The organism is Actinophytocola xanthii, assembly GCF_001921205.1.
Taxonomy (GTDB): Bacteria; Actinomycetota; Actinomycetes; order Mycobacteriales; family Pseudonocardiaceae; genus Actinophytocola; species Actinophytocola xanthii.
On record NZ_MSIE01000005.1, the window covers coordinates 88352 to 103106 of the forward strand.

The following is a 14755-nucleotide window of genomic DNA, read 5'->3' on the forward strand; positions in this document are numbered from 1 at the left end:
CGTAGCGTGCCGGGCCTGGGGACCCGCGACGGGGGTACCGGACGAGCCAGGGGGCCGTCCGGCACCCCCGCCCGCGTTCAGGTCCTGGTCAGGTTGACCAGCAGGGAGTACAGGGTCTCCGCGTTCGCGTCGCGCGGGTCGGCCAGGCGGTCCGCCTCCGCCCGCGCGGACCCCGCCGCGTCGCCCTCGCCCAGCGCGTCGTAGGCCGTCGCGAGTAGCCGCAGGGTGACCGTCGCCGAGGACAGGCTCCCCATCTCGCGGTACTCGCGCACACAGGTGTGCAGCTCGGGAACGGCCTCCTCCGCCCGGCCGACCCCCACCCAGCTCGCCGCGATGGCCCGGGTGCAGGAGAGCACCCGCGGCCGCTCGTTCATCTTCCGAGCGATCTCCCGTCCCTCCTCGAAGGCCGCCACCGCCGCCCCGCGCTCGCCGCGACCGGCGCGGATCGCCCCGAGTGTGCGCAGGCCCCGGGCCAGCGAGGACCCCGCCGTGGTGGATCTGAGCAGCGAGACCGCCTCGTCGGCGGCGACCACGGCCGCGTCCAGCGAGCCGTTCAACGCGAGGCTCCAGGCGAGGCTCTGCAGCGCGAGCGCGACCCGGCGAGGGCTCCCCGAGGAGCGGGCCTTCGCCAGAGCGCCCTCGTTGATCCGGACCGACTCCCTCAGCCGACCCAACCGGTTCAGCGCCCCCGACTTGACCCGCAGCATCGACGCCAGGCCGAACTCGTCGGTGAAGAGCAGCGGCTCGGCCGACGCGACGAGCCGCAGCGACTCCTCGGGCTCGCCGAGGCCGACGAGGCAGTCCGCCAGGTTCGTTCGCACCCAGCCCAGCGCCTGCTGGTCGGCCGGCCCCACGAGGCGGCGCGCGCACCACCGGTAGCGCCGGACCGCTTCGGTGTACTGCCCGCGCACGTGTGCCAGCAACGCCAGCAGGGCGTTGGCCCGGACCGCGACCGACTCGTCGGGGGCCTCGGCGATCGCCACGGCACAGGTGCGTAGATCGGCGTAGTGCCCGTGCAGCCACAGGTAGCGGGCGAACCGCTCGAGGAGCAGCCAGGCCATGCGGTACCGCCGGACCCGGCACAGCACGCCGATCCCCTGCACCAGCACGGGCCGTTCGGTGGCGAACCAGGCGTCGGGGTCGGCGAGCACGCGTCTGGTGGTGGCCTCGTCCAGCGGGACGGCCGGCACGCCCTGTCCCAGGTCCGGCAGTGGCGCGGTCCGCGGCAGGCGCCGGGCCGCGAGGTCGACCAGGGCGAGCGCGGCATCCACCAGCCGGTGGCTGGCCGCGCGCCGCTCGTCCACGCCGTCCTCGGTGAACGCGAGCTCCCGGGCGTAGGCGCGGACCAGGTCGTGGATCTGGTAGCGGGCCTGCCCCATCCCGTCCACGCCGGCCGGCCGCAGCAGGCTCGACTCGACCAGTTCCTCGACCGCGGCGTCGGCTCCGGGACGGAGCATCTCGATCGCCCAGGCGGGCAGGCTGTACAGGTCCACCATGCCGATCTGCCAGAACGTCTCCCGGGCCGCCGGGCTGAGCGCCCGGCAGCTCAGCGCGAGGCTGGAGCGCACCTGCAGGTCGCTGACCGTGAGCTCGTCGAACCGGCGAACCTCGTCCTCGAGCCGGTCGGCGAGCGTGCCGATGCCCAGCTGTGGGCGCAGGGCGAGCCGGGTGCCGGCGATGCGCAGGGCGAGCGGGAGGTTCCCGCAGGCCGCGGCGATCCGGGCGGCGTCCGCCGGTCCACCGGTGACGCGCTCTCCCGCGATCCTGGCAAGCAGCCGGCCCGCCTCGGCATCGGTGAACGGCTCGACGTCCACCCGGTGCGCACCGGCGAGCCCGGACAGCCGCTGTCGGCTGGTGACGATCACGGCACTGGACGGGGTGCCCGGCAGCAGCGGGCGGACCTGGGCGGGGTCGGCGGCGTCGTCGAGCACCAGGAGCACGCGGCGGTCGGCGAGGCGGTCGCGGAGGACCGCGGCCTTGGCCTCCAGGTCGTCCGGGACGGCAGGACCCGTCACGCCGAGCGTGCGGAGCAGGTCGGCGAGCGCGGCGTCGACGGCGCGGGGGTTGGACGCACCGGCGAGGTGGACGTAGAGCTGGCCGTCGGGGAACTCGCCACGCAGCCGGTGGGCGAGGCGAACCGCGAGCGTCGACTTGCCGACGCCGGGCTGGCCGCTGAGCACGACCGGCGAGCAGCCGGTGGTCAGCAGGTCGACGAGCTCGTCGAGCTCGCGGTCGCGGCCGGAGAAGTCCGCGATGTCGGCGGGGAGCTGGTACACCGGCCGCGTGCTCGCAGCGGGCTCGGCCTCCCCGCGGAGCACCTCGGCGTGCACCGCGCGCAGCTCGGCGCCGGGCTCGACGCCGGTCTGCTCGACCAGGATCTCGCGCGTGCGCCGGTAGGCCTCCAGGGCCTCGGCCTGCCGGCCGGCGCGCCGCAGGGCGGTCATCAGCAGCGCGGTGAGCCGCTCCCGGAGCGGGTGTTCGGCGACGGCCGTCTCCAGCTCGCCGACCAGCTCCGCGTCCCGCCCCGCGTCGAGCTCGGCCGCGAGACAGTCCTCGAACACCGTCAGCCGTTCGGCGGCCAGCCGGGTCACGTCCGCGTCGAGCGCGGGCAGCTGCAGGTCGGCGAGCGGGTGGCCGCGCCACTGGGCGAGCGCGGTGCGCAGGTGACGGGCACCGGCGACCGGGTCGCCGGCACGCACCGCCCGGCGCCCCAGCTCCGCCTCCGTGGTGAACACCAGCAGGTCGAGGTCGTCGTGGTCGACGTCGATCCGGTAGCCGCCGCCGGTGCGGGTGATGCACGGCCCGATGCGCTCGCGCAGCCGGGAGAGGTAGGTGTGCAGGTTGGAGGCATAGGACTTGGGCGGCAGGTCCGGCCAGAGGGCGTCCACCAGCCGCTCGACCGGGACGTGGGTGTTGGCGTTGAACAGCAGCATGGCCAGCAGCGACCGCTGCCGGTCGCCGCGCAACCGCAGCCACTGCCCGCTGCCGTCGGTGACCAACAGCGGGCCCAACACCCCGAACCTCACCGGTCGACGCCCCTCACCCATCAGCAAGAGCGGCAGCTTAGGCCACGTCGTGCCTACCTATCCGCAGCGCTCCAGGACCAGTTCGCGCACCCGCTTGGCGTCGGCCTGGCCCCTGGTGGCCTTCATCACCGCGCCGACGATGGCACCGGCCGCCTGGACCTTGCCGCCGCGGATCTTGTCCGCCACGTCGGGCTGGGCGGCGAGCGCCTCGTCGATCGCCGCGTAGAGCGCCGAGTCGTCGGAGACCACCTCGAGGCCGCGGGCCGCGACGACGGCGTCGGGCTCGCCCTCGCCGGCGAGCACGCCGTCGACGACCTCCCTGGCCAGCTTGTTGGTCAGCGTTCCCTCGGCGACCAGTGCGGCCACCCGCGCGACCTGTGCGGGGGTGATGGGCAGGTCGGGCAGCTCGACACCACGAGAGTTGGCCTCCTGGGCGAGGTAGTTGCCCCACCACGCGCGGGCCTGGTCCGGGCTCGCGCCCGCGTCGACGGTGGCCGCGACCAGGTCGATCGCGCCGGCGTTGACCAGGTCGCGCAGCTCCAGGTCGGACAGTCCCCAGTCGGCCTGGACACGCTTGCGCCGCTGCCAGGGCATCTCGGGCAGCGTCGCACGCAGCTCCTCGACCCACTCCGGCGAGGGCGCGATCGGCACCAGGTCGGGCTCGGGGAAGTACCGGTAGTCCTCGGAGGTCTCCTTGCGCCGGCCGGCCGAGGTGGTTCCGGTGGACTCGTCGAAGTGCCTGGTCTCCTGGAGGATCTCGCCGCCGCCCACGAGCACCGCGGCCTGCCGGGTCATCTCGTAGCGCACCGCCCGCTCGACGCTGCGCAGCGAGTTGACGTTCTTGGTCTCGGTGCGCGTGCCGAAGACCGTGGCGCCCTTGGGCATGAGCGAGACGTTGGCGTCGCAGCGCAGCGAGCCCTGGTCCATCCGGACGTCGGAGACGTCGAGCGCACGCAGCAGGTCGCGCAGTGCGGTGACGTAGGCACGCGCGACCTCCGGTGCCCTGGCGCCGGTGCCGACGATGGGCTTGGTGACGATCTCGATCAGCGGCACGCCGGCGCGGTTGTAGTCGAGCAGCGAGTGCTCCGCGCCGTGGATCCGCCCGGTGGCGCCGCCGACGTGCAGCGACTTGCCGGTGTCCTCCTCCATGTGGGCGCGCTCGATGCCCACGACGACCGTCTCGCCGTCGGCGAGCTCCAGCACCAGCTCGCCGTTGAACGCGATCGGCTCGTCGTACTGGGAGGTCTGGAAGTTCTTCGGCATGTCCGGGTAGAAGTAGTTCTTCCGCGCGAAGCGGCACCAGGGCGCGATCTCGCAGCCCAGCGCCAGTCCGATCCGGATCGCGGACTCCACGGCCTTGCCGTTGACCACCGGCAGCGAGCCCGGCAGGCCCAGGCAGACGGGGCACACCTGCGTGTTGGGCTCGGCACCGAACGTGGTCGGACACCCGCAGAACATCTTGGTCCGGGTGGACAGCTCGACGTGCACCTCGAGCCCGAGCACCGGGTCGAACCGCTCGAGGACCTCGTCGTAGTCCAGCACGTCCGAAGTAGACAGCGTCATCGGGCGACCTCCAGCTCCGGAACGCGGTTGATGAACGGCCCGCCCTCGGCGCGGTCCCGGGCCACCTCGTAGGCGGCGGCGACCCGGTACATCCGCTGCTCCTGCAGGGCGGGCGCCATCACCTGCAGGCCGACCGGCAGGCCGTCCTGCTCGGACAGTCCGGCCGGAACGCTCATGGCCGGGGTACCGGCGAGGTTCGCCGGGATCGTGCACAGGTCCGCCCGGTACATGGCGACCGGGTCGTCCACCCGCTCGCCGATGGGGAAGGCGGTCGTGGGCGTGGTGGGCGAGACGAGCACGTCGACGTTCTCGAACGCAGCGGCGAAGTCCCGCGCGATCAGCGTGCGGACCTTCTGCGCCTGGCCGTAGTAGGCGTCGTAGTAGCCGGAGGAGAGCGCGTAGGTGCCGATCATGATGCGCCGCTTGACCTCGGCTCCGAACCCCGCCTCGCGGGTGAGCGACATGACCTGCTCGGCGCTGTTGCCGTTCTCGTCGCCCACGCGCAGTCCGTAGCGCATGGCGTCGAACCGCGCGAGGTTCGAGGAGCACTCGCTGGGCGCGATGAGGTAGTAGGCCGGCAGGCCGTAGTCGAAGTGCGGGCAGGAGACCTCGACGACCTCCGCGCCGAGCTCCCGCAGCACGTCGACGGCGCGGTTGAAGGCCGAGATGACCCCCGCCTGGTACCACTCGCCGGAGAACTCCCGCACGACGCCGACCCGGACGCCGCGCAGGTCTCCGGCGGCGCCTTCCCTGGCCGCGGCGACCACCGGCGGCACCGGCGCGTCGATCGAGGTGGAGTCGAGCGGGTCGTGCCCGCCGATCACCTCGTGCAGCAGTGCCGCGTCGAGCACCGTCCGCGCGCACGGCCCGCCCTGGTCGAGCGAGGAGGAGAACGCGACCAGCCCGTAGCGGGAGACCCCGCCGTAGGTGGGCTTCACCCCGACGGTTCCGGTCACCGAGGCGGGCTGGCGGATCGAGCCACCGGTGTCGGTGCCGATCGCGAGCGGGGCCTCGAACGCGGCGAGCGCGGCCGAGGAGCCACCGCCCGAGCCGCCGGGGATCCGGTCGAGGTCCCACGGGTTGTGGGTGACGCCGTAGGCCGAGTTCTCGGTGGACGAGCCCATCGCGAACTCGTCCATGTTGGTCTTGCCGAGCACGACGACACCCGCCTCGCGCAGCTTGCGCACCAGCGTCGCGTCGTAGGGCGGGACCCAGTTCTGCAGGATCCGCGACCCGCAGGTGGTCGGGATGCCCTCGGTGGTGAACACGTCCTTGAGCGCCAGCGGAACACCGGCCAGCGGCGAGGCCACCGGCCGGCCGGCGGCCACGTCCTCGTCGACCGCACGGGCCGCGGCCAGCGCGCCGTCCGTGTCGACGTGCAGGAAGGCGTGCACGGCCGGGTCGATCTGGGCGATCCGGTCCAGATGGGCGCGGGTGACCTCCACCGAGGACACCTCGCCGGAGTGGATCCGCGCGGCCAGCTCGGCCGCGGTCAGCCGGATGAGCTCGCTCATGATTCCTCCCCCAGGATGCGCGGGACTCGGAACCGGCCGTCCTCGACAGCCGGCGCGCCGGCGAGGGCCTGCTGCTGGGCCAGGCCGGGGCGGGGCTCGTCCTCGCGGAAGACGTTGGTCAGCCGCACCGCGTGCGACGTCGGCGGGATGTCCTGTGCCGCCACCTCACCGACGCTGGCCACCGACTGGAGGATGACGTCGAGCTGGCCGGCGAACATGTCCAGCTCGTCCTCGGTGACGGCCAGCCTGGCCAGGCGGGCGAGGTGGGCTACCTCGTCGCGCGAGATGTTGGGCACTGGACGAACTCCCTGGGTATGTGCTGAGTTGGTGCACCGAGTCTATTTCGAGGGCGTGGCGGGACCCGAACGGGTTATCGCGGGCATGCGCGCGGCCTCGCCGACCCGTCCCGGCACCTGGACGGCAGGCGCGGAGCGATCGTCGCATCTGCGACAATCGTCGGCCGGCACGAGACTAGGAGGCGTTCGCCTTGTCCTTCCTCATCCGGGTGCAGCTCCCGGACGTCCCGGGGGCGTTGGGAGCCGTGGCGACCGCCCTCGGCGCGATCGGTGCCGACATCCTGAGTGTGGACGTGGTGGAGCGCAACTCCGGTGTGGCGATCGACGACCTCGTGGTCGAGCTGCCGAAGGGCCGCCTGCCGGACGTGCTGATCACCGCGGCGGAGTCGGTGGCCGACGTCGAGGTCGACGCGGTGCGCCCCTACGCGGGGGTGTTGGACACCCACCGCGAGCTCGAGCTCGTGGAGGAGGTCGCCGGACGCCCCGGCGAAGGACTGGCGATCTTCACCGAGGGCGTGCCGCGGATCGTGCGGGCCGGCTGGGCCATGGTCGTCGGGCCGGGCCCGGAGGGGGCGCGGACGCTGACCGCGAGCACCGCCGCACCTCAGCTGCGGGTGCTGGACCTGCCCTGGCTGCCGCTCGAGCGGGCCACCGTGCTCGACGGCGAGGAGAGCTGGGTTCCGGAGACCTGGCGGGAGCTGGGCACAGAGCTCGCGGCGACGCCGGTGGGCAAGCCGGACCGGGTGATGCTGGTCGGCCGGCCGGGCGGGCCGCAGTTCCGGGCCGCCGAGGTGGCCCGGCTCGCGCACCTCGCCGGGATCATCGCGGTCGTGCTCTCCGGCTGAGCCAGGACCGGCAGGACTCACTTTCAGATTAGTCAACAATCTGACTATAGTCAGGGCATGGCACTGCGTCATGCCGTGCTGGCGGCCCTGCTCGACGGTGAGTACAGCGGCTACCAGCTGGCCAAGGTGTTCGACATCGGGGTGGCCAACTTCTGGCACGCCCTCCCCCAGCAGCTCTACCTCGAGCTGGCGAAGCTCGAGAAGGAGGGCATGGTCGCCGGGCGGCAGGTGATCCAGGAGACCCGCCCGAACAAGCGGCTGTTCAAGGTCACCGCCGAAGGTCTGGCCGAGCTGACCCGCTGGGCGGCCAGTGCGGCGAAACCCTCGTTCATCCGCGACGACCTGATGGTGAAGGTCCAGGCGGCGGACCGGATCCCGGCTGGTCCCGTCCTCGAGCAGCTCGACGAGCGCGTCCGCGTGGCCGACGCGAAGATCGAGGTCCTGGCGAAGCTGCTCGCCCGGCTGCGCGGCGAGCTGGACGAGGACGCGTTCCTGCGCGAGGGCGAACACGTCGGACCGTACCTGACCTGCCTGCGGGGGCTGCGCTTCGAGCGCGAGCACCGCGACTGGTGCGTCCTGGCCGCGTCGGTTCTCCGGGCAAGGGAGGTCGCGTGTACTCCCGCTACGTAGCCCTCGGCGACAGCCAGACCGAGGGCCTGATGGACGGCGACGAGCTGCGCGGCTACCGGGGCTGGGCCGACCGGCTGGCCGGCCACCTGGCCGCGGTGAACCCCGGGCTGCACTACGCCAACCTGGCCGTCCGCGGGCACCGCGCCCACCAGGTCCACCACGGCCAGCTCGGCCCCGCCCTGGACCTGCGACCGGACCTCGCGACGGTGGTCGCCGGGGTGAACGACCTGCTGCGCCGGCGGTTCGACGGCGCGGCGGTCGCCGCCCACCTGGAGGCGATGTTCGCGGCGCTCACCGGCGCTGGTGCCCGGGTGCTGACCGTCGTGTTCCCCGACCCGGCGCTGCTGATGCCGGCGGCCCGGCCGCTCAGCGCGCGGACGGCGGAGCTGAACGCCCGCATCCGGGCGGCCGCCGCGCGCCACGGGGTGACGGTCGTGAACCTGACCGAGCACCCCGTCTGCACCGATCCCCGGCTGTGGAGCCCGGACCGGCTGCACCTCAGCCCGCTGGGCCACGCCCGGTTCGCCGCCGGAGCCGCGCACGCCCTCGGGCTGCCCGGCTTCCACACCTGGTCCGATCCGCTGGGTCCGCGCCCACCGGTCGGCGCGTGGCAGCGGGCGGGCGCGGAGCTGCGCTGGGTCCGCGGCTTCGCCGGCCCGTGGCTGGCCCGCCGGCTCCGCGGCCGCTCCTCGGGGGACGGGCGGGTGGCCAAACGACCCGCCCTCGCACCTCCGGACTCCCCCGCCGACTGAGGTCACCGCGGTAGCCGCACATTCTCCTGGCGAGGAATTCTCGTCGTGCGAGTTTTACCCGTTGGGGTGAGATTACTCGGCGATCCTCGGCAGAATTGTCCGAGCCGTCTACGCTGGTTCTGATGCGCCGGGGATATTTCATGGAAAACAGTTTGGGGTCGCATGCGACACGTACGTGACAGGTCGATCCGGCGCGAATATCTCGGATTCGCTGCGACGGTGGTGCTGGCCGTCGGCATGGTCCTCACCGGCGGACCGACAGCGGGGGCCGACACCCCGGTCGACCCCCCGGTCGGCGACGTGCGCCCGTTGGCGTGCAGCGGCCACGGCAGCGAGTACGGGGACTGGGTCAACGTCGATCCGTTCGCGAGCGTCGTCGTCCGGGTCGAGCTCCGGGACTGCCAGGCGGTCACCGTGTGCACCGACGACGACCTGTGTCATATCGCGTACGACGTTGGCTGGAACGTGCGGGTTGTCGGAAAATGTCGACCGATGAACTGCGACTGGGGCTGGAGCGAACCCGGGTACCGCCTATCGTCGGGCCATATCTACGGCTTCTACGACCAGGGGCTCGCGAAGACGTATGTGTACGCGAAGCTGCCAGCGAGTCGGCCGAGTCTGCTGTCCGTATATTGGCGGCGCGATTTCGTCGACCCGAACCGCCCGGACCAGACCCGACAGGAGTGGTTCCGCCGGGTCTGAGCAGCCCTTCGAGCTCAGGAGCGTGGCAGCACGCCCACAAGCGTCGTGATGATCGCGAGCCGCAGGGCTGACCGAAGGTCGATGCGGTGCACCGCCAGTGCCGGCTCCGACTCGTAGACGGCGAGCAGGCTCGGCGGCGGCGGGGTGTAGGCGGACAGTGCGCCAGCGATCAGCAGGACGGTCAGACAGAACTGCTCGGCGTGGTCGCCGACCTCGGGCAGGTACCCCCGGACGAGGCCGGCCATCACCGCGAGGTTGCGCAGTGAGGCCTGCTTGTGCCGGCGGACCACCTCGACCGAGACGTTGTGCTCGAGCACTCCGCCCTGCGCGCCGTAGAGGTCACAGAGCGTCGGCTGGGCGGCGAGCGACCGGCTGAGCACCTCGGCCGTCTGTTCGGCCCGTTCCCCCACCGGCCGGCCCCGGTCGACGGCGCGGGCCAGCTCCTGCTCCAGTTCGGCCAGCCAGGTCGCCGTACGGTCGTCCATCAGGTCGAGCAGCACCGCCTCGCGGGACTCGAAATAACGCAGCACCGCCGTCTTGGCCAGGCCGACCCGCCGGCTCAGCTCGTTCAGGGTCACCTCGGCCACCGACATCTCGTCGAGCATCGCCGAGGTCGTCTCCAGGATCGCCCGGCGCCGGACTTCACGCTGCTCTTCGGTGCGTGCCCGCTGGAACGTCATGACCTCACCCTAGCTTGGGTACCGCCGGTACCTTGACAATGTACCGGCGGAACATTATCGTTCCCATCATAAGTTACCGGCGGTACATAAGGAGTACGCGATGAAGTGGACCGAGCAGCAGATCCCGCGCCAGGACGGCCGGGTGGCCGTGATCACCGGCGCCAACACCGGACTGGGCCTCGAGACCGCCCGGCGGCTGGCCGAGCGCGGGGCGGCGGTCGTGCTGGCCGTGCGCGACACCGAGAAGGGCAAGCTGGCCGCCGCCCGGATCAACGGCGACGTCTCCGTGCAGGAACTGGACCTGACCTCGCTGGAATCGGTGCGCGCCGCCGCGGCCGACCTGCGTACCACCTACCCGCGGATCGACCTGCTGATCAACAACGCCGGCGTGATGTACACCCCCAAGCAGACCACCCGCGACGGCTTCGAGCTGCAGTTCGGCACCAACCACCTGGGCCACTTCGCGCTCACCGGACTGCTGCTCGACCTGCTGCTGCCCGTGCCCGGCTCCCGGGTGGTCACGGTCAGCAGCACCGGTCACCGCATCCGCGCCGCCATCCACTTCGACGACCTGCAGTGGGAGCGTTCCTACAGCCGGGCCGCCGCCTACGGCCAGTCCAAGCTCGCCAACCTGATGTTCACCTACGAGTTGCAGCGCCGGCTCGCCGCGCACGGCACCACCGCCGCGGTGGCCGCACACCCCGGTATCTCCAACACCGAACTGGCCCGCAACATCCCGCCGGTCGCCCGCCGGTTGATCACCTGGCTCGCTCCGGTGATCAGCCAGCCCGCGACGGCGGGCGCGCTTCCCACCCTGCGGGCCGCCACCGACCCGTCCGTCCTCGGCGGGCAGTACTACGGGCCCGACGGTCTGGCCGAGCGGCGCGGCCACCCGAGGCTGGTCACCTCCAGCCCCGACTCCTACGACCTGGCCGTGCAGCAACGCCTCTGGGCCGTCTCGGAGGACCTCACCGGCGTGCGGTTCCCGATCGGCCAGGCAGTCGCCGCGGCGTGAGCCGTGCGAGACCGCCTAGCCGACGCCGGTCGCCTTGAAGAAGGTGTAGGTGAAGGTCCCGCCGGGGTCCCCGGTGCGGCGGAGGTCGGCGATGCCCTCGCGCCAGCGGGCCTCGGTGGTCAGGCCCGCGGTCAACGCCCGGTCGCGGACCGCCTCGACCATGGCGACGAAGGTGTTGTGGGTGAAGCCGGCCACCAGGTGGGGGTGGGCGTCGTCGGCGTGGACCGTGCGCGGGGTGACCGCGACGTCCCGGAAGCCGGCGGCGGTCAGCAGGGGGTGCAGGCGCCTACCGATCAGGGCGTCGCCCGGTTGCAGGCGCACCAGGCAGTCGATGGTGTGCTGGGCGTGCGGGCTCGCGGGGTGGTAGAAGGCCGAACCGTGGTCGCCCTCGATGACGGTGACCGTCCCACCGGGACGCAGGACGCGGCGCAGGGCGTGCAGCGCGGCGACCGGGTCCGGCAGGTGCTCGAGCACGAAGCAGACGAAGAGGTGCTCGAACTCGCCGTCCTGGAAGGGAAGCGCGAACAGGTCGGCCCGGCACCACCGCACCCGGTCCCCCACCCTGTCCCGAGCGGCGGCCAGCGACGCGGCCGACACGTCCACCGCCGTGATCGCGGCCGCGGGGCTCCCGGCCACCAGGTGGACGGTCTGGGCGCCTACCCCACAGCCCACCTCGAGCACCCGGCTGCCGGCCGGGTACCCGGTGTCGTGGTGGAGGAGCTCGGCGAGGGTGTCGGCCTGGTCGCCCAGGCGCCGGGCCTCGGTGGCCGAGTAGCCGTGGACGTAGGCGGTCGCGGTGCGCATGGGGTCGACGATGCCAACGGCGCCCGGGGCCGAACAGGTCCACACCGCGGCTCGCGGACTGGACCACCGAGGTGGTCGCGAGCCGGCGTGGGCACGGTTTGTCAGCCCTCGGTGGGCAGGTCGAGGCGGTAGGTGATCAGGGTCTCGCCCGGGACCGGTTGCCAGTCGAGGTGGGGGGTTCGGTGGAAGCCGAGGCGCTCGTAGAGGCGGTGGGCGGCACGCATCGCCAGCGAGCTGGAGAGCACCACGGCGGATAGGCCCAGCTCCACGGCCCGGTCGACGGCCGCCCTGGTCAGCACCTCGCCGACGCCCCGGCCGCGGGCGGCGGGCGCCACGGCGAGCATGCGGAACTCCAGTTCGTCGGGGCCGGACACCTGGGCCCACGGCGAGCCCGGCGGCGCCAGGGTGACCGTGCCGAGAACGGCTCCCTCGGCGTCCGCGGCCACCAGGAGCTCGGCCTCCCGAGCCCGGCGGGCCGCGTCGGCCAGCTTGGCGGCGTAGGGGCTTTCGGCGGCGAGGTGGCCGTCGGCCAGGTACGCGTCGAGCGTGAGGCGGCCGACGGCGGACGACTCGTCGGGTCTCGCCGGCCGGACGACGATCTCACTCATCGGCGGCGCCGATCGTGGCGACCTCGGTGGCGGCCTCGGGGCCCCGCTCGAGCAGGACCGCGAAACCGTCCTCGTCGAGCACGGGCACCTTCAGCTGGACCGCCTTGTCGTACTTGGAACCCGGCGCCTCCCCCACGACGACGAACGCGGTCTTCTTCGACACCGAGCCGACCGCCTTGCCGCCGCGGGCGAGGATGGCCTCCTTGGCCTCGTCGCGGGAGAACGTCCGCAGCGACCCGGTGACCACGATGGACAGTCCGTCGAGGTTCCGCGGGATCGACGCGTCGCGCTCGTCCGCCATCCGCACGCCGGCCCGCTGCCACTTCGCCACGATCTCCCGGCGCCACGGGGTGGCGAACCACTCCCTGATCGCGGTGACGATGGCGGGGCCGACCCCCTCGGCCTGGGCCAGCTCCTCCTCGGAGGCCTCCATGATCCGCGGGATCGAGCCGAACTCCTGAGCCAGCGCCCGGGCCGCGGTCGGCCCCACGTGGCGGATCGACAGCGCCACCAACACCTTCCACAGTGGACGCTGTTTCACCGTCTCCAGGTTGGCCAGGAGCTTCTGGCCGTTCGCCGAGAGCGTCCCGGCCTTGGTGCGGAACAGCTCCACGTCGGTGAGCCGCTCCTCGTCGAGGTCGAACAGGTCGCCCTCGTCCTGGAGGGCGCCCCCGTCGACCAGGGCGGCGGCGGCCTCGTAGCCGAGCACCTCGATGTCCAGCGCGGAGCGGCTCGCGATGTAGCTCAGCCGCTCGCGGCGCTGGCCCGGGCACCCCTGGGCGTTGGGACAGCGGATGTCGGCGTCGCCCTCCTTCTCGTAGGCGAGCGGGGTGTCGCACTGGGGGCACCGCGTCGGCATCTCGAACTCGCGCTCGTCGCCGGTGCGCACGTCGACGACCGGGCCGAGCACCTCGGGGATCACGTCGCCGGCCTTGCGGATCACCACGCGGTCCCCGATCAGCACGCCCTTGCGCCTGACCTCGCTCGCGTTGTGCAGCGTCGCCAGCGAGACCGTGGAACCCGCGACCTTGACCGGCTCCATCACCGCGAACGGCGTCACCCGTCCGGTGCGACCCACGTTGACCTGGATGTCGACCAGCCGGGTGGTGGCCTCCTCCGGCGGGTACTTGTAGGCGATGGCCCACCGCGGCGCGCGCGAGGTGGTGCCCAGGCGGCGCTGGGCGGACACCTGGTCCACCTTGACCACGATGCCGTCGATCTCGTGCTCGACGTCGTGGCGGTGCGCACCCCAGTACTCGATGTGGGACAGCAGCTCCTCCCGCGAGGAGACCACCTTCGTGTGCGCGGAGACCGGCAGCCCCCAGGCGGCCAGCGCGCGGTAGGCGTCGGACAGGCGCTCCGGTTCGAAGCCCTCGCGCCGGCCGAGGCCGTGGCAGATCAGCCGCAGCGGCCGGCTCGCGGTCACCTTCGGGTCCTTCTGGCGCAGCGAGCCGGCCGCGGTGTTGCGCGGGTTGGCGAAGGCCGGCCTGCCCGCCTCGACCAGCTTCGCGTTCAGCTCGGTGAAGTCGGAGACGGTGAAGAACACCTCGCCGCGGATCTCGACCAGCGCCGGGGTGGGGAACTCGTCGCTGGCGTGCAGCTGCTCGGGCACACCCCGCATCGTCCGCACGTTCAGCGTGACGTCCTCACCCGTCCGACCGTCACCCCTGGTCAGGGCGCGGTCGAGCCGGCCGTCGCGGTAGAGCAGGTTGATCGCCAAACCGTCGATCTTCAGCTCGCACAGGTAGGACGTCGGACCGAGCTCCTTCTCCATCCGGTCCACCCAGGCGCCGAGCTCGTCGGCGTCGAAGGTGTTGTCCAGGCTCAGCATCCGCTCGAGGTGGTCGACCGCGGCGAAGTCGGTGGAGAAGGTGCCGCCGACCTGCTGGCTCGGCGAGCCGGGCGTGACCAGGCCGGGGTGGCGCTCCTCGATGGCCAGCAGCTCGTGCCACAGCGCGTCGAACTCCCCGTCGGAGATCGTCGGCGCGTCGAGCACGTAGTAGCGGAAGCGGTGGCCGTTGATCTCCTCGGCCAGCGCGCCGTGCCGCTCGCGAACCTCCGCCGGAACGTCCTCGAGCCCTTCTTGCCGGTTGTCGTCACCACTGGTCACGGTAGGCAGACTAGCCGCCGGGTCCGACTACGAGGTGATCGTGAACCTCACCCGTTCGTCGTGGTCACGCCCTTCAGCAGGGCGGCCAGAGCCGCACGGGTCACGGGCAGGTGCACGTCCGGGTGCTTGGAGTCACGGAGAGCCGACAGGTCTTCCCTGACCTCCACGCAGTTGCCATTCAGGTCTGAGAAACTCGACTTACGCCACATG

At 72.5% G+C, this 14755-nt stretch carries 14 protein-coding genes; 5 read left to right on the forward strand and 9 right to left on the reverse strand.

What is annotated here, in order from left to right:
• Positions 1-77: 77 nt before the first annotated feature.
• The 4 genes from BU204_RS04675 to gatC all read right to left on the reverse strand — a co-directional run bounded on the left by BU204_RS04675 (position 78) and on the right by gatC (position 6399).
• Entirely contained in the window at positions 78-3014 is a 2937-nt protein-coding gene (locus BU204_RS04675) for an AfsR/SARP family transcriptional regulator (RefSeq protein ID WP_332888567.1), read from the reverse strand.
• Positions 3015-3083: 69 nt separating this feature from the next.
• Positions 3084-4589, reverse strand: coding sequence for an Asp-tRNA(Asn)/Glu-tRNA(Gln) amidotransferase subunit GatB (gatB, locus tag BU204_RS04680; RefSeq protein ID WP_075124279.1), 1506 nt, complete (start codon positions 4587-4589; stop codon positions 3084-3086).
• On the reverse strand, positions 4586-6103 hold the full coding sequence (gene gatA / locus BU204_RS04685; protein WP_075124280.1) for an Asp-tRNA(Asn)/Glu-tRNA(Gln) amidotransferase subunit GatA: 1518 nt from the start codon (positions 6101-6103) through the stop codon (positions 4586-4588). Before gatA ends, gatB begins: the two co-directional genes overlap by 4 nt.
• Positions 6100-6399 carry an Asp-tRNA(Asn)/Glu-tRNA(Gln) amidotransferase subunit GatC gene (gene gatC / locus BU204_RS04690; protein WP_075124281.1) on the reverse strand — a complete coding sequence of 100 codons (300 nt, stop codon included), beginning with the start codon at positions 6397-6399 and terminating at the stop codon, positions 6100-6102. The genes gatA and gatC overlap by 4 nt, the downstream gene beginning before the upstream one ends.
• Positions 6400-6590: 191 nt before the next feature.
• Here gatC and BU204_RS04695 point away from each other — a divergent pair, with 191 nt between their 5' ends.
• The 4 genes from BU204_RS04695 to BU204_RS04710 all read left to right on the forward strand — a co-directional run bounded on the left by BU204_RS04695 (position 6591) and on the right by BU204_RS04710 (position 9328).
• The gene (locus BU204_RS04695; protein ID WP_075124282.1) at positions 6591-7244 is read left to right on the forward strand and encodes an ACT domain-containing protein; all 654 of its coding nucleotides are present in this window, start codon (positions 6591-6593) and stop codon (positions 7242-7244) included.
• A gap of 57 nt (positions 7245-7301) precedes the next feature.
• Positions 7302-7874: a PadR family transcriptional regulator gene (locus BU204_RS04700; RefSeq protein WP_075124283.1), complete on the forward strand. Its 573-nt coding sequence runs from the start codon at positions 7302-7304 to the stop codon at positions 7872-7874.
• Positions 7856-8626, forward strand: coding sequence for an SGNH/GDSL hydrolase family protein (locus tag BU204_RS04705; protein ID WP_075124284.1), 771 nt, complete (start codon positions 7856-7858; stop codon positions 8624-8626). The genes BU204_RS04700 and BU204_RS04705 overlap by 19 nt, the downstream gene beginning before the upstream one ends.
• Before the next feature lie 219 nt (positions 8627-8845).
• On the forward strand, positions 8846-9328 hold the full coding sequence (locus BU204_RS04710) for a hypothetical protein (RefSeq protein ID WP_075124285.1): 483 nt from the start codon (positions 8846-8848) through the stop codon (positions 9326-9328).
• Between the two features lie 14 nt (positions 9329-9342).
• Here the strand turns inward: BU204_RS04710 and BU204_RS04715 are convergent, their stop codons facing one another.
• Positions 9343-10008: a TetR/AcrR family transcriptional regulator gene (locus tag BU204_RS04715; RefSeq protein WP_075124286.1), complete on the reverse strand. Its 666-nt coding sequence runs from the start codon at positions 10006-10008 to the stop codon at positions 9343-9345.
• 100 nt (positions 10009-10108) lie between these two features.
• Here BU204_RS04715 and BU204_RS04720 point away from each other — a divergent pair, with 100 nt between their 5' ends.
• The gene (locus BU204_RS04720) at positions 10109-11023 is read left to right on the forward strand and encodes an SDR family NAD(P)-dependent oxidoreductase (RefSeq protein ID WP_075124287.1); all 915 of its coding nucleotides are present in this window, start codon (positions 10109-10111) and stop codon (positions 11021-11023) included.
• A 15-nt stretch (positions 11024-11038) separates the two neighbouring features.
• Here the strand turns inward: BU204_RS04720 and BU204_RS04725 are convergent, their stop codons facing one another.
• The 4 genes from BU204_RS04725 to BU204_RS04740 all read right to left on the reverse strand — a co-directional run bounded on the left by BU204_RS04725 (position 11039) and on the right by BU204_RS04740 (position 14754).
• Positions 11039-11827, reverse strand: a complete 789-nt coding sequence (locus BU204_RS04725; protein ID WP_075124288.1) for a methyltransferase domain-containing protein — start codon at positions 11825-11827, stop codon at positions 11039-11041.
• Positions 11828-11928: 101 nt separating this feature from the next.
• Positions 11929-12435: a GNAT family N-acetyltransferase gene (locus BU204_RS04730; protein WP_075124289.1), complete on the reverse strand. Its 507-nt coding sequence runs from the start codon at positions 12433-12435 to the stop codon at positions 11929-11931.
• Positions 12428-14545, reverse strand: coding sequence for an NAD-dependent DNA ligase LigA (gene ligA, locus BU204_RS04735; RefSeq protein WP_233159292.1), 2118 nt, complete (start codon positions 14543-14545; stop codon positions 12428-12430). Before ligA ends, BU204_RS04730 begins: the two co-directional genes overlap by 8 nt.
• A 47-nt stretch (positions 14546-14592) precedes the next feature.
• Positions 14593-14754 carry a DUF397 domain-containing protein gene (locus tag BU204_RS04740; RefSeq protein ID WP_075124291.1) on the reverse strand — a complete coding sequence of 54 codons (162 nt, stop codon included), beginning with the start codon at positions 14752-14754 and terminating at the stop codon, positions 14593-14595.
• Between the last annotated feature and the right edge of the window lies 1 nt (position 14755).